Source organism: Clostridium sp. KNHs216, assembly GCF_006714885.1.
Taxonomy (GTDB): Bacteria; Bacillota; Clostridia; order Oscillospirales; family Acutalibacteraceae; genus Caproiciproducens.
Genome location: NZ_VFMF01000001.1, coordinates 2609768 through 2624715, shown reverse-complemented (window position 1 = coordinate 2624715; position 14948 = coordinate 2609768). Strand labels below are relative to the sequence as shown.

At 46.6% G+C, this 14948-nt stretch carries 13 protein-coding genes and 2 pseudogenes; 3 read left to right on the top strand and 12 right to left on the bottom strand.

Annotated elements, in window-relative coordinates; translation table 11 throughout:
- Nucleotides 1-257: 257 nt before the first annotated feature.
- Nucleotides 258-368: pseudogene (locus LY85_RS12695) on the bottom strand (Maff2 family protein); the annotation flags it as partial.
- Between the two features lie 675 nt (nt 369-1043).
- On the opposite strand from LY85_RS12695, the gene LY85_RS12690 reads away from it, so the two are divergent.
- Complete coding sequence (locus tag LY85_RS12690) at nt 1044-2720, top strand: DNA/RNA helicase domain-containing protein (RefSeq protein WP_185741211.1); 1677 nt, start codon at nt 1044-1046, stop codon at nt 2718-2720.
- A 302-nt stretch (nt 2721-3022) separates the two neighbouring features.
- Nucleotides 3023-3259, top strand: coding sequence for a hypothetical protein (locus LY85_RS12685; RefSeq protein ID WP_141826941.1), 237 nt, complete (start codon nt 3023-3025; stop codon nt 3257-3259).
- Nucleotides 3260-3671: 412 nt separating this feature from the next.
- Here the strand turns inward: LY85_RS12685 and LY85_RS12680 are convergent, their stop codons facing one another.
- The gene (locus tag LY85_RS12680) at nt 3672-4019 is read right to left on the bottom strand and encodes a hypothetical protein (protein WP_141826940.1); all 348 of its coding nucleotides are present in this window, start codon (nt 4017-4019) and stop codon (nt 3672-3674) included.
- Between the two features lie 193 nt (nt 4020-4212).
- Here LY85_RS12680 and LY85_RS12675 point away from each other — a divergent pair, with 193 nt between their 5' ends.
- Nucleotides 4213-5061, top strand: a complete 849-nt coding sequence (locus tag LY85_RS12675) for a helix-turn-helix domain-containing protein (protein WP_207705556.1) — start codon at nt 4213-4215, stop codon at nt 5059-5061.
- 10 nt (nt 5062-5071) lie between these two features.
- Here the strand turns inward: LY85_RS12675 and LY85_RS12670 are convergent, their stop codons facing one another.
- The 10 genes and pseudogenes from LY85_RS12670 to LY85_RS12630 form a co-directional block, all read right to left on the bottom strand.
- Nucleotides 5072-6667, bottom strand: coding sequence for a recombinase family protein (locus LY85_RS12670; protein ID WP_185741210.1), 1596 nt, complete (start codon nt 6665-6667; stop codon nt 5072-5074).
- Nucleotides 6668-6682: 15 nt separating this feature from the next.
- A complete protein-coding gene (locus tag LY85_RS12665; RefSeq protein WP_141826937.1) occupies nt 6683-6937 on the bottom strand; it encodes a DUF6870 family protein in 255 nt (84 codons plus the stop codon).
- Nucleotides 6938-7366: 429 nt separating this feature from the next.
- Nucleotides 7367-8236, bottom strand: coding sequence for a ParB/RepB/Spo0J family partition protein (locus LY85_RS12660; RefSeq protein WP_243122548.1), 870 nt, complete (start codon nt 8234-8236; stop codon nt 7367-7369).
- Nucleotides 8223-8687: a helix-turn-helix domain-containing protein gene (locus LY85_RS12655; RefSeq protein ID WP_141826936.1), complete on the bottom strand. Its 465-nt coding sequence runs from the start codon at nt 8685-8687 to the stop codon at nt 8223-8225. The genes LY85_RS12660 and LY85_RS12655 overlap by 14 nt, the downstream gene beginning before the upstream one ends.
- 705 nt (nt 8688-9392) lie before the next feature.
- Nucleotides 9393-9815 carry an ATP synthase F1 subunit epsilon gene (atpC, locus tag LY85_RS12650; RefSeq protein ID WP_141826935.1) on the bottom strand — a complete coding sequence of 141 codons (423 nt, stop codon included), beginning with the start codon at nt 9813-9815 and terminating at the stop codon, nt 9393-9395.
- A 12-nt stretch (nt 9816-9827) separates the two neighbouring features.
- A complete protein-coding gene (gene atpD, locus LY85_RS12645) occupies nt 9828-11213 on the bottom strand; it encodes a F0F1 ATP synthase subunit beta (protein WP_141826934.1) in 1386 nt (461 codons plus the stop codon).
- Nucleotides 11214-11246: 33 nt separating this feature from the next.
- Nucleotides 11247-12113, bottom strand: coding sequence for an ATP synthase F1 subunit gamma (atpG, locus tag LY85_RS12640; protein WP_141826933.1), 867 nt, complete (start codon nt 12111-12113; stop codon nt 11247-11249).
- Between the two features lie 59 nt (nt 12114-12172).
- A complete protein-coding gene (gene atpA, locus LY85_RS12635) occupies nt 12173-13663 on the bottom strand; it encodes a F0F1 ATP synthase subunit alpha (protein ID WP_243122656.1) in 1491 nt (496 codons plus the stop codon).
- Nucleotides 13664-13711: 48 nt separating this feature from the next.
- Nucleotides 13712-14413, bottom strand: a pseudogene (locus tag LY85_RS19570) (F0F1 ATP synthase subunit delta); the annotation flags it as partial.
- Between the two features lie 84 nt (nt 14414-14497).
- Nucleotides 14498-14932 (bottom strand): ATP synthase F0 subunit B, encoded by a 435-nt coding sequence (locus LY85_RS12630; RefSeq protein WP_141826931.1) that lies wholly within the window; start codon nt 14930-14932, stop codon nt 14498-14500.
- Nucleotides 14933-14948: the final 16 nt, after the last annotated feature.

Genomic DNA, 14948 nt, shown 5'->3' with positions numbered 1-14948 from the left:
TTACCCGAAGGAGGGAGAGCCGGTGCCTATCTGCTTCTACGACCCGGATCACCTCATTATTGAGGTGGGCGAAAACATGAAATCACCTCACCTTGCGGATTGGACGGTAGACGGTACAGATTATATCAGTTTGAACTACGAAATTACAACACGAAGATGAAGCCGCCGTCCTGTGTAACAGAGACGGCGGCTTCATCTTCTATCTGCCAGCTAATCCATTTTGTTTATCTAGTTTCTTATGGACCCTGCCATTGCGCGGGATTATCCGCCCCGTATCCTTCCGAAAAATTGATAACGTCCCATACAGGGAGACCCGCTCCTAGCGCAACCAGAAGGGTTTTTAGTGTATCGACCACATTTGTAAAAAAACTACTATTTCACCTTCATTTTATATATGGCACAAAATCGCCATTTCTGGCAACATCTAAATCGAGCCCTATATTTGCTCCTTTCTTGTTGTTTTATGGGAAATTTGGATATATAATAATAAAAACAGCCACTACACAATTGTTGAAGAGTTGGGTGTGGAAATTAGGGCAAACTCACAGAAACCAAGTACGATACATAATAATTGGAACAATGTGGAGTTGAAAGATTTAGAGTCCAGACTGATAAAAAGCAAAATTGAGTCCAACAAATAATACCCCGGCTGTTAAGGAAAAAGACGAAAGACCGTTTAAATCAAGTAATAGATAATACAAACCTTTGCCCCTAGTCCAATAATGAACAGATATTAGAATTGGATTATGAACGTGGTAGGCTAGCGCCTCACTGCGTTGGGGCTAGAATAAACGATATAAGCATTATTGATTTAGAAAATTCCTTTTGTTTACTTAGGACAATACTGTTCGATTATTTCATCAAGACTACTAAAAAATAAGATGGTTCCCATATGAGCAAACTGGACAGTTCGAAGGAAAACTCGATTTGTATATTATGTTTAAACTGTCAATGAAGCGAAGTCTGTATATATGGCTGTATCGGTCTATATAGAGTAACAATATCAAAAATCGTGTAGACACAATGTGAGGTGTGGGTGGATAATGCTTCAGTCTTTGTTTGAGCAAACGATATTTCAACCTGATATTGGCATTCCAAGTGAAAAAAATCTATTCCAAGTCGAAACCAGAACTTTTTCCAACCCGGAATTTGACAACTTGGATAGTATGTTAAAGTGCCATTGCGTTTACATACTGGAAAATGGCAGCGAAGCATATATAGGTGAAACCAAGAATGTGATAAGAAGAACCAAAGAGCATTTTAGTAGATCTGAAAAAAACGGGCTAAAAAGATACCATTTTAAGAGGTTGCATATTATTACTAGCCGACTTGCTGAAATAGGATTTGCAAAGTATCAGGAGAATCAGATCAAGATATTAATGGAGTGGGATGGAAAGTTTAATGTAGTAAATCGCAATGATGGAGAGCCCCAGTATTGCCTGAGAAAGAATCTATTTGAGTGGTATTTTGATAAATTATGGCCAAAGCTTGTAGAAAAAGACCTTGTCAACGCAAAAGAATACAAACTCATTATCAATTCAACTTCTTATAAATATTCTCCGTACACTGAACTAACGGAACAACAGCAAAATTCATTAAATAATATAGTAAATGCTATAGATTTCTGGGAGAATCAAAAAGTGGAAGAACCAAGGCCAATATTGGTATGTGGTGACGCTGGCACGGGAAAGACCGTATTGGCTACCTCACTATTTTATTACTTAAAAAAACATACGCACTACAAAGATAAAAAGATAGCTCTTGTATATGCAAATCCCGCTACGCGTACCGAAATTGGGTCCATTTTTAAAAATACTGAAAGTCTCAATAAAAAAGATGTGATTAGCCCCATTGATGTTACCAAACAGCACTATGATATCATTATTTGTGACGAGGCTCATAAGCTGAGGCAAGGTAAAAACTTAGGTCTATATTATAAGCACTTCAAAGAAGCCAATAAACGGATGGGTATGGACAACACTCATAATGAACTGGATTGGATTTTGAAGAATTCAGATTATCAAGTGCTACTATATGACGAAAAGCAGTACACAAGCCCATGTGATATCCCACATGATTATTTTGAGAAAAAATTGCTTGATAACAACCGAACGGTCCGCCTCATTGCATTAGGAGATCAAATGCGCATAAAAGCTGGAAATAATTATGTTGGATATATTTATGATGTGCTGTACCAAAGGGCCCCACAGCAACAAGTGTTTGATGAGTATGAGTTCAAGCTTTTTACCTCTTTACCCGATATGATAAGTTGTCTTGATGAAAAAGAACACGAAGCGGGGCTAAGCCGATATTGCTCAGGATATGCCTGGCCATGGAGAGCGAAAGAGGACAAGGATTTAGTCGATATCAGCATTGATGGTGTTGAGATCCAATGGAATACACAAACTGGCGGATGGTTAAGCAATGAGGAAGTAAAAAAAGAAATGGGCAGCATCTATACCCTGCCAGGACTGGATTTAAACTATGCAGGCGTCGTGATTGGACCAGATCTTTATTATGACAAAGTGGATAACAAAATAAAAGTGGACAAAAATCACTTTTTTGATAACAAAGTGAAAAAAGGCATATCAGATACAGAGCTAAAGACCTACATCCTGAATACTTACGCAGTCTTACTTACACGAGGCATTAAAGGTACCTATGTCTATGTTTGCGATGATAATTTGAGGGCGTATTTTGAAACGTATATACCGCTTTAGAGGTGAATACGAAGGAACGATGTGCCATCATACTAAAAAGATGACTTTTAAAGAGCTGTTTGATGCGTTGACCACATCATTTGAATAGAGTCTTATTTTATTATCAATACGCCATCCTAAATAAGGGTAGCGTATTGAGTAGAGCTCCCTCCTGAAATTGGCCAAAGCACCGTATTCGAATTATTGGACCAAGCCTTGGGTCCTGACAACAAGGGAACCAGAACCTTGTTTCGAACTATGGATTCTTGTCAAGTATTTTCACGACGGCTTTAAATATCCAACGATTTTGGAGGGGAAGAAAAATGGATAAAGCTAAATTTAATGCCGTTTTCCCAATTATAATAACCGATTTAGCAGACAAAATAATTAAGGCGAGCAATATGCCTGAAAATAAAGCAATTGAAGAATTATATACATCTCAGTTGTATTCTGCACTTGAAAACGAGGAAACAAAGGCCTGGCAATACAGCACTGAGAAACTGTATGATCTATATAAAATGGAAAAAGAAAATGGCCGGATGGAGTTACCGGAGTATTGAGGTATGAATATGAGCAAAATATTTGACTTTGAGATTTCTGTCTGAAAGCATATAAAAATGTGCTTCAACTGGATGCACCACTGTGCTAAATATAGCGAAAGGCCATCAAAGACCGAGAGTGACCTCCCCTTTTCTTTCCTTTCGGTCGCCCTAGCGATTATCCATAGCTCAATATCGCTGGCATCCCTTCGGTGTTACCGCCACATCCAGAACGTACCTATAGGCGCCAGTAGTTCAGTTAGCACATTCGACCGCTTCAGATAACCCGTCTCCGGATCTGCCCAGCTTACCTGACGATGGAGACGCTTCCGGTCCTGCTCGATCTGCCTAGCACTTTTTTCCGCCGCTGCCGCGTTTTTTTTTCTAACTCTTTCAGGCCTCTTCCTTAGACATCTAACCTCAATCGATGCCATTAGGCATCAATCAAATCATCCAGCATATTCACCATTTCAATAAAGTAGTAACGATACACATAGAATAATAATTCGTCATTTATAATATCCCATTCTATGCTTGGCCTCATACGACCTGCAACAGTGTAATAGCCACATAAATAAAAATAGAATGCTCTCCAATCATCAGAGCATTCACATTCCTTAAAAAAGTGATTAACTTGTTCTTTGGAGTACATTCCGTTTTTGATTGCTTCAACCAGACAACAAAAAACCGACAAAGCAATTTCATAGATGACATCTTCATTTGGTTCTCCATCTTCATGAAGAATCCCGGCCTGAATAAACCGCATTTTGGGGTTATTCATTTTATCACTTTCCTCTTTTATTCAATTTCGGGGACCGACCGGAGCCACGGCTCCAACAGGTCCCATACACCGAGAAAATTATTTTGTTATTTCTTTCAACAACCCAATGATATCAATCTTTTTTGGTCTAATTAGTCAGTTTAGGCGGAAATAAATAGTGTGCGATCGGTAAATTTTTGATATAATTATGATTATGGATACAAAGTATATCAACATGAGAAAACTTAATAATGCTCAAATATTTGCGCTGAGGAAAAAGGTTGTTAAGTCTAAGCTTTCAGGACGCAGCAACGGGGAGATTAGTCGAATCGTCAATGTAAATCCCCGGCAAATACAGAGAATATGGTGTGCATACCTCTGTGCCGGGGAATGCATCGAAAATTTGCGGCCAAAACCTTGCGGCCGCAAAAAAGAATCCGGCAAACTTTTGAGTCCTGACGAGGAACAGAGTATTCTTAAAACACTGATGGAATCAACGCCAGAACAGCATCAGATAGATAGCAAGTTGTGGACACGCAAGACAGTTTCTTTATTGATAAAAATGAAATACGATAAGCTTGTTCCTCAGCGGAGTGTAACCAATTATCTAAAGCAGTGGAGGCTTTCCTATTCTAAATCCCACATTGGCGAGAATTATATTGCAGGGGAGTTTTCTCTTTTGCAGCAACGCGCAAAAGTAAAACATGCCAAAGTCTACTGGGTTAGTGTACATGATATCAGTCAGCCAGAGCAGTATGCTATGACCAATGAAAATGGGAGCAATGTTTGGTGCATCAAGTTTATTCCGAGACAAAAGGCTACAAATGCCTTCTTTGCCATTCCCAGCAAAGGGGCTACCCGATTCCTTGTGGTACACAACAGCAGCCTACAAAGCAAGCAAATTAATTTCTTAAGCCGCTTGATGCAGGATGCATCCGATTCCAAGGTCATTGCCATATTGGATAACGATGTTCACCTTGACGAAGGAAAACGCATGCAAGGATTTCTTTGTAATAATAAAGATAAGCTAGAAATCATTTCGCTCGCAGAAAATAAGGACTAAGACTATCAAGTCACCATTGCAAAAAAGGGTCTTGAAAATTAAAATGGATGGTTAAATCCCCATTTTGATCAACGTCAATTCTTTCAATAAGCTCTGACAAAAAGGCATGATTTAATTCCGGCAGAATGTGACCATATAAAAACTGCTCAAAAAGTTGATTTTCCTTGTCCTTTCGTGATGGTGATAAATTTTTTTCACGATTAAGCTCTGAAATCGATTCTGTGATAGCCTTAATCTCATCATCATATTGTGATCTGTAGATCTCACATTCTTCTTTTGTTAGCATCCCGTCCTTCCAATCTTGATACAGCGATTTTTTGTAACGGGCTGTTTTGATTAGTTGTTTCTTCTTTTGGTTAATGAGACAGTCTATCTGATGTTCATAATCATGGGCTATCGGCTCAGCCTGCATAGCCTGCTGGATTTCCGAGATGTCCGCTGCTATTTTTGTGTGTAACTGTACCACTGTGTTTATAATGTTGAGCAGCCTGTCCTCTCTAAAACTGTGACCAAAGCACGCATTCCTTGATTGTTCCCGATATGTCCTGCAACGAAAGTATATATATTTGGACGAAGCGTGGCGCTGCATGGCTTTATTACATTCGGCACAGCGCACCAAACCGGCAAAAGGCTGTAATGGTATTTCCTCGAAAGCCGCTCTCATTCTGTTTGATAAAAGGCTCTTTGCTTTTAGGAAGACATCCAATTTAATGATGGGGCTGTGAGTTGCCTTCACAATAACCCATTCATCCTCCGGTATATCCTCAACCTTCTTATGCTTATAACTTTTGCTGCGCTGCCGCCCCTGAACCATATCCCCGATATATACCTGATTACCTAAAATGCCCCGAACGGTTCGCAGATTCCAAAGAGGCATTCCTTGATCAAGACCGTGATTATGGTAGGCCAGCCCTATGGATTGTTTATACGCGGCGGGTGCAAGAATCCCCAAGGCATTCAGCTTCTTCACGATATGTTTTTGGCTCATACTGTCATAGACAAACCACTGGAATATCATGCGGACTGTTTCGGCAGCCTTATCATCTATAATTAGCTGATGCTTATATTTGGGGTGTTTGCTATACCCATATGGAGCAAATGCTCCCACGAACTCTCCTTTTTCCCGCTTCATTTTAAGAATATTGCGAACCTTAATGGATGTCTGCCTGCAAAAGTCATCATTAACTACATTCTGCATCGGAATCATGACGCTATTCATCAGTTCAGGGGATTTGAAGCTATCCAACGCTGGATACTCTAATGAAACAAACCGTATATCCATAGAGGAAAAGAAAAAATCCAAATAGTACCCTGCCTCATAATAATTGCGTGATAGTCGGGAGAGATCTTTGACTATCACGCAATTTATCTTCTTTTCTTTGATGTCATTTAGCATGCAGATAAAATGTTCTCTGTCAGAATTACTTCCACTGGCACCAACATCTACATAAAGCTCAGCCGATTGAAACTCATCTCCATGGGTTTCGACGAAATCATAGAGTCGCTTCTTTTGGTTTTCTATGCTGTATTCATTAGAATGATCATCACGGGAAATACGTGCGTATAATGCGCCCCTCCACTTGTGAGGTATGTTAATTTGATTCATTTTCATTCTCCCTGCTCATCTTTTACGGCCAAAATATCTGGCCAAGAGCTTACTGATGGACGGTCCGTCGGATGAGTATTTAATATTGATTTTGATTTCGCCGGACCTTACACGGTATGGGTTTTTGATTTCTGTCAGATACTGCAGCATCCTTTCTTCAATGGGTTGGGATAGATCTACGCTTACTTTGCAAATCTCCTTGGGAAGCGTGCTGTTTTGCTTGTCATCAGCCTCTTTAACTAATTTGTTCAATAATGCTCTTGTAATCATGGAGAACCTCCTATAATATGATAACGACATGATTTCCATGGATACAGAACAACGTAATTGGCAGAGATACAAGCTTTCCTGAACTTTAAGTATCTTTTGAGCCTCCATAATAATTGATGCCGGCATCGCCTAGGATGATACGAACATCTTTAGGCTGCGTGTCCATTGAATTACAGAAATTATAGTTTAACATAATGCGCTCTTTCAGGCAATTCGCCTGCTTGCAGCAGGTATTTATTTCTCAATGCGCATTACATTTGTATGGAAAGCGTAGGGCAGTGTAAGTGCGGTATAAAATACGTATTATCATCGCACAAAAGAATTCACACTTGAATAAAACAAAATTACCTCCGGTTATAAATGAAAGGCCTGTGGATTCATGATAGAAACCACAGGCTTTGTTGATTTTGGCTGTCTATGGAAGATTTATCAGCTTATACTCAGTTTATTATTCGTGGCGTTTCCATTCTGTTTCCACTGTTCCAATAGCTGAAATATGACATCCTCCATTTGCCGTGGGGTATAGTTGCAGGGAAAGAATTCCCGAAGCTTGTCCTCCCGCAGCTTGAGCCGATCCACCTGATTGCCCTTTTGCTCACTGAGGATTTTCAGAATAGCGTCCATGTCCAACTTGCCCTCCTGGCTGAGTTTTTTCAAGGTTTGAGCCCGGGAGAGGGATGGGGTGGCCTCCTCAGTGATGATGGTTTCCAGCAACATGCACTGCTCATCATGGGTTAGAAACGAAATCTCCACCGCGGGACCAAAAGCGATGCGGCCCTCATCCACCATCTGCAGCAGATTTCCCTCCAAATAGGTGAGGCGAATATAGCGTTGAATAGTACGACCACTTTCATCGCTAACAGAATCAGCACGCTCTAACTTCCCGACAAGTTGTCGGGAAGTGGTTTCTATTTTCTTACCTTGCCTTTTCATCGCCTCCAGTTTTATGCGATAGGCAAACGCCTTTTCACTGGGTAACAGGTTTTCCCGCTGTTGATTGGCGTCCACCATCAGAATGGTCGCGGCATCGTCATCCAGTTCCCTTACAATCACCGGGATGGTCTTTCGGCCGATCAACCTGCAGGCTGCCACTCGGCGGTGGCCAGACAGCAATTCATATCCGTCGTCATATGGACTGGGACGTACGATGCAGGGTGTCAGTACGCCGTTTTCCTTAATACTCTGGGCCAACTGACGTAAAGCATCGTCCTCCACCACCCTAAATGGATGATTTTCAAAAGGATGCAGCTGCTCCAAGCGGACTGAAATGCTCTTTTCTCCTGTGTTAGTTTTCATCATCGGAATCCTCGCTTTCATAAGGTCGCACCGTTACATACCTCTGCTTCACATGGCCGGGGTATTCCGGAATGGTCATCCGGAGTACCCCCTCCTCCAGCAGGGGATGCAGTACGGTGTCCCGGAAAAATTTCCGGTCGGATAAATCGAGGAATTCCTGAATTTGTTTGCGGCTCCTTGGGGTCCGGCAGTAGAGCGCCACGGCAGCCCGTCTCTGCTCGCGGAAGCTCTGTTGTCTCTGAAATCCGTATTTCTGGATGTACTCGATGAGCCATAACTTTGGCACCCGGACCCAGCGGTCGAACTTGATGCTGTTAATCTCGCCGGAGCGCAGCATCCGGTATACCCGCTTCTTGTCCAGATTCATGATGACCGCCACATCATCGACTGAAAGAATATCGTCATAGGTGGCGAACATCTGCAAATATAGTTCATCTATGGTAATCTTTTTCATGAGGTACAACCTCCGTTTTCTTGCTTTGTCGGTAGCAAAGAGTCGGAAATTGCTGGGGGGTAAATTGAGTTTATGGAACAGACTTGACGGGAATTTGCTATCAATTCTCTATCGTTTCGACTCTGATACGGGGTAAAAGCGCCTCCTTTCCTATATTACCGGTATAGCGCGCTACGTCAGCCTTTATTGCCTGCAAACCCGCATGATATAAGGCTTTCCACTCATATTCAAAGGCCTTAAGCGACCGCGGGAGACCTCTCCTTTCCTTTCCAAACGGTCGCTCGAAATCAGGTAGACCGCAAGGTCTTGCAGGTTCGAACCCCACCGCTTCCGCCAACGTCAGCCATGGAAGAATGCGCTTCATATCCACGCCCTCAGTCCCCAGTCGCAAAGCATACCTGACTCTACAGAAAAACCGGGAAATTGCTACCCGCACCCAGGAGAAAGCCGCCCGAATCGGAAAACGATCAAGAGATAAAAATGGTGCAAATAATGCCGCAGAGATGATAGAAAAAGCACTTGCGAATAAATGCTAATTCTCACATCGGGCCGACTTCGAGGTATTGGCAAAGCAGTAAAGTAAACTAAATAGCAAGCCACCCGGTCAACTCAGAGTTGAACAGGTGGCTAGTTTTTTTTGTCTATACCTGTTGACTATTTCAACTAAAATCCGACCCGTCGAATGCCGCTTTCAGGCGTATCCTTTCATCCCGGCGTTTTTTCAGAGGATAAGCGATAGGTCTTTTTTCTGGCCAAAGCCCTTTGGAGGCTTGCCTTAGCGCGAAGCATATCGGTGGTTGCTTCCTTCCGTTCTATACGTTCCCTGGCCCTTCGTTCGGAGGCTTCGGCACGGGAAAGGTCAATATCCTGTGCTGCCTCGGCAGCGCGTACAAGCAGTGTGACGCTGTTTTCAAGCACATCCACCACTCCGTTTCCCACACAGACATACTCCGTCATATTCCCAAACTCGCATTTTACCGGGCCGTCTCTGACGGCGGCAAGCAGGGGAGCGTGACCGGCCAGAATGCCGGCGTCTCCGTCTTCCAGCGGCAAACCTGCATAGTGCACTATTTTTTCGTATTTGACACCGGCAGAGGTCATCACACAAAGATGTATTCTGTCTTCCACAGGAACCCCTCCTTAGAATTGGTCGCGTTTCTTAAGGACCTCGTCAATGCTGCCGCAGAGCAGAAACGCCTGTTCTGGCAGGTCGTCGCATTCTCCTCCCAGAATGGCCTGAAAGCCCTTAATGGTCTCTTCCATGGGAACATAGCGCCCTTCTACTCCGGTGAAGTTCTCCGCAACATGGAACGGCTGGGAAAGAAATCGCTGAATCCGGCGGGCTCTGCTGACAACTGCCCTGTCCTCTATTCCAAGCTCATCCATTCCAAGAACCGCTATGATATCCTGCAGCTCCTTGTACTTCTGCAGTACGCCCTGAACCGCCCTTGCGGTTTCGTAATGGACTTTGCTCAGGATCCCCGGCTCAAGGATGCGGGAGGTGGATTCCAGAGGATCAACCGCAGGGTAAATGCCAAGCTCAGCAATGCTTCTGGACAAAACGGTCGTTGCGTCCAGATGGGCGAACGCAGTTGCAGGCGCAGGATCGGTCAGGTCGTCCGCGGGCACATAGATTGCCTGGACGGAGGTGACGGAACCGTTTTTGGTGGAAGTGATGCGCTCCTGCAGGGCGCCCATCTCCGTCGCCAGAGTGGGTTGGTAGCCAACGGCGGAAGGCATGCGGCCCAGCAGTGCGGAAACCTCGGAGCCTGCCTGGGTATATCGGAATATGTTGTCTATAAACAGCAGTACGTCCTTCCCGCTGGCGTCGCGGAAATTTTCCGCAATCGTCAGGCCGGACAGCGGCACACGCAGGCGCGCCCCCGGCGGCTCGTTCATCTGCCCGAACACCAACGCGGTTTTATTGATTACGCCCGATTCATTCATTTCGTTCCAAAGATCATTCCCCTCGCGGGAACGCTCGCCGACACCCGCAAAAACGGAATATCCTCCGTGCTCGTATGCAATGTTGCGGATAAGCTCCATGATGAGTACGGTCTTGCCGACACCCGCGCCGCCAAACAGGCCTATTTTACCGCCCTTGGAGTAGGGGGCAAGCAGGTCGACAACCTTGATGCCGGTTTCCAGTATTGCGGTAGACGGAACCAGCTCTGTGAATTCGGGCGCTTGCCGGTGTATGGGAACACGCTCCACATTTTCAACAGGGCCCTTGCCGTCGATCGGTTCCCCGACGACGTTAAACATACGGCCCAGGGTAGCTTCGCCGACAGGCATGGAGACAGGCGACCCCGTATCAGCTGCGGCAAGCCCTCTGGATATGCCGTCCGTTGAAAACAGCGAGAGGCATCGGACGCAGTTGTTTCCTATGTGCTGAACAGCTTCCATAACTACTTTTCGGTCCTCGAGCCGGATTTCTATTGCGTTATAAATTTCCGGCAGATTACCGGAAGGGAACTGTACGTCAACGACTGGCCCGATGACCCTTCTGACGATGCCATTTTCCATAATGAACTCCTCAAATCAAAGGTACATTTTCGATCATTTTTTATGCTTGAGTGCGGACGCACCGCCGGCGATTTCGGCAATCTCGGTGGTGATGGCCGCCTGACGCGCGCGGTTGAGCTTCAGCCTGAGTTCCGCAATCAACTCCTGTGTATTGTCCGACGCAGCGGTCATTGCCCTCATTCTGGACGCATGCTCCCCTGCCTTGGCTTCAAGCAGGGCCGAATAAACCGTGCTGTTGATATGCAGCTGCAGCACGTTTTCAAGAATCGTCGGGCGGTCCGGCTCGAAGAGATACGCTTTATCTGTCGTTTTTTCTTCAGCCTCCTCCGGCTTTTCCGGCAGAAGCTGAGCTTTGCAGGGAGTCTGACTGAGGGCGTTGACAAATTTTTGGTAGACCAATACGACCTCATCCGCTTCGCCGTTCAGGTACATCCTCTTAAGATACTCGGCAAGCCGTATCCCCTGTTCCGCACTCGGTGTATCGCCTATGTCGTCAAAAACGCGTTCAACCGGAAGACCTGCCTTGCGGATTACGTCCTTCCCCCAGCGGCCGCATACGACCACTGAATACGTGCTCTGGGCCGAAGCCGCCAGGTCGGCCATATAGCGGAGAAGATTGCTGTTATATGCCCCGCACAGACCGCGGTTGCTCACAAACAGCACATAGCAGACCTTTTTTACCTCGCTTCTGGGCTCAATCAGTGCGTTTGAATGAATTTCATCTCCGCCGAACAGTACGGCCAGTATTTCCCCACTCTTCCGGGTAAAAGGGCGCATGGCTTCCATGGCTGACTGCACCCTTCTCAGCTTTGATACCGACACCATTTTCATGGCCTTTGTTATTTTCTGCGTGCTTTTTACATTTTTGATATGCGCGCGTATTTCGCGCATGGCTGCCATAAGCTGTCCCTCCCTTCAAAGCATCAAAAGGACCTGACGACTAACCCGATTTGCAGCAATCAGAACGACTGCCTGAAGTCCCTGATGGCCTCACGGAGCTTGCTGAGAGTACCGGCGGACAGCTTCTTTCCTGTCATGATTTCCTCATACAGCGCCGGACACGCACAATAGACGTGATCCACAAGCTCCGATTCAAAGCGCGCAACGTCCTTTACGTCTACATCATCGATAAAGCCCTCGTTTGCCGAGAATATCTGGATGACCTGATCCTCCACGGACATGGGGGCAAACTGATCCTGCTTCAAAATCTCAGTCATCCGCGCGCCGCGCTCCAAAATCTCGCGGGTAGTCTTGTCAAGGTCGGACCCGAACTGGGTAAAGGCGGCCAGCTCCCTGTACTGGGCCAGATCCATTCTCAGCCGACCCGCGACCTGCTTCATTGCGCCAATCTGCGCCGCACCTCCGACACGGGACACCGACAGGCCGACGTTAACGGCGGGACGGATACCGGAATGGAAAAGGTCCGTCTCCAGAAAAATCTGGCCGTCGGTGATGGAAATGACGTTCGTGGGAATATACGCGGAGATGTCGCCAGCCTGCGTCTCGATAATCGGCAGCGCCGTCATGCTTCCGCCGCCGGCCTCTTTGCTTAGCCTGGCCGCGCGCTCCAGCAGACGCGAGTGCAGGTAAAAGACGTCGCCGGGGTACGCTTCCCGTCCGGGCGGCCTCTGCAGGAGCAGGGAAATTTCACGGTACGCCACCGCCTGCTTGCTGAGGTCGTCATACACAACCAGAACATCCCTGCCGTTATACATGAAGTACTCACCCATCGCCGCGCCTGTATAGGGCGCAATATAAAGCATGGGTGCGGGTTCGGAGGCGTTGGCCGAAATGACGATGGTATAATCCATCGCGCCGTGAGCGCGGAGCTTTTCAACCACCCCGGCTACGGTGGACTCCTTCTGCCCGATGGCAACATAGATACAGACCACGTTCTTGCCCTTCTGGTTGATGATCGTATCCAGCGCGATGGCCGTCTTGCCGGTTTGCCGGTCCCCTATGATGAGCTCGCGCTGACCGCGCCCGATAGGTACCAGCGCGTCAATGGCTTTGATACCGGTCTGAAGCGGTACGGATACGGGCAGTCTGGAAAGGACACTCGGCGCAGGGCTCTCAATCGCTCTTCTTTCCGCTGCAGCGACAGGGCCCTTGTCGTCAATCGGAGCGCCGAGGGCGTTGACCACGCGGCCGATCATGCTCTCGCCGACAGGGACATCGATGATTCTTCCCGTACGGCGTGCCTGTTCCCCTTCCTGCAGCTTTTCATAGTTTCCGAGCAGGATGACGCCGACATTGTCCCTGTCAAGGTCCTGAACCATGCCGCGCAGGCCGTTGTCGAACTCCAGCATCTCTCCCGCCATGACGTCGGCAAGGCCCGACACACGGCAGATGCCGTCTGCGACGGTCACGACCGTTCCGGTCTGAAACACATCGATGCTGCTGTCAGCCGTCTTCAGCTTCTCCTTGATCCCTTCAATAATGCTCTGCATTTTCTTGTCCGACCTGCGGGTATTCTTTTCGACATCCTGGCTGAGCTTATCCAGAGAATTCGCAAGCGTGCCGTCATATACGGTGTCGCCCACCTTCATCCGGATGCCGCCGATGACGCGGTCGTCGACCTCATTGCTGCAGGAAAGGAAGGTCTCGCACATTATTTGTGTCAGCCGCTTCATTTCCTCCTCGGAAAGAGGCTCGGCGCTCGATACGGTAATATTCAGTTTCTTCAATTCATTCATATTCAAAATATCACTCGGCATTGCTGCCATCAAATCCTCAATTTTTTCTATAAATTCGTCTGTAAGGGCCTGCCTTGATGAGGCGAACAAATCCTGTTTCAGTGTGTTTTCCGCCAGCGCCACTACTTTCTTTACCGCTTCGGCGCCCACTTTTCCCACCATCTCCTGGCGCAGCAGATGCTCGGTTTCAGAGGCGTTGGCAAGAATGATTTCCGCTTCATGCTCGCTGAGTTCCACGGCCGACTTACTGCTTAACTGCGCCTGCGCTTTCGCGCGCGCAATGATTTCCTTCTGCTGTTCCTCGGCGGAAAGCGCAGCGCTTTCCATGTCGGACATCAAGGCTTTTGCCTGTTTTCTGCCTTCTTCGGATCGTTTCAGTTCCGCTTGTACTTTTTCCCTGTGTCCCCGAACTGCTTTCTTAACACTCTTTCCGGCAAAGAAATACAGAGCGGCAAACAAAATCAGGAAGTTCATAACGGCATAGAAAAATTGCAATCCGGTCATCCGGCTTCATCCCTCCCTTCCCTGTTATGGATTTACACCGGCAAATCCTCTTTAATGGTCTTGCATGGAAAATCCGTTTTTCCGTTACCCGGCAGGCTTCGCCTCACCGAGAAGGTGGAAAGTAAGCACGGACACAAGCTCCGGCAGGCTTTTCCCCACGTCTTTTCTTGCGGCTTCTTCCTCCTCGGCTATACGTCTGTTAGCGGAGTTGCGCATGGAGGCCGCACTTTCATTCGCCCTGTTAAGGATCACGGCTTTTGTCCTCTCGTCGGCAGCCCTGGACTCGCTTAAAATCCGTCTGGCCTCGATGCTGCTTTTTTGCAGATTCTCAGCCAGCTGTTTTGCATTCTCTTCCTTCGCCTGACCGGCTTTTTCCCCTTCGGCGATCCCTTCGTCGATCCGGGCTTTCTGTGCGTCCATAAATTTCAGAAGAGGGGTGTACAGGAAAATCTTCAACAGAAACATCAGCAGAAGAAAATTGATGATGGTCCATACCATCTCTGATAGATCGAGCTTCAAAGTATGTATCCTCCTC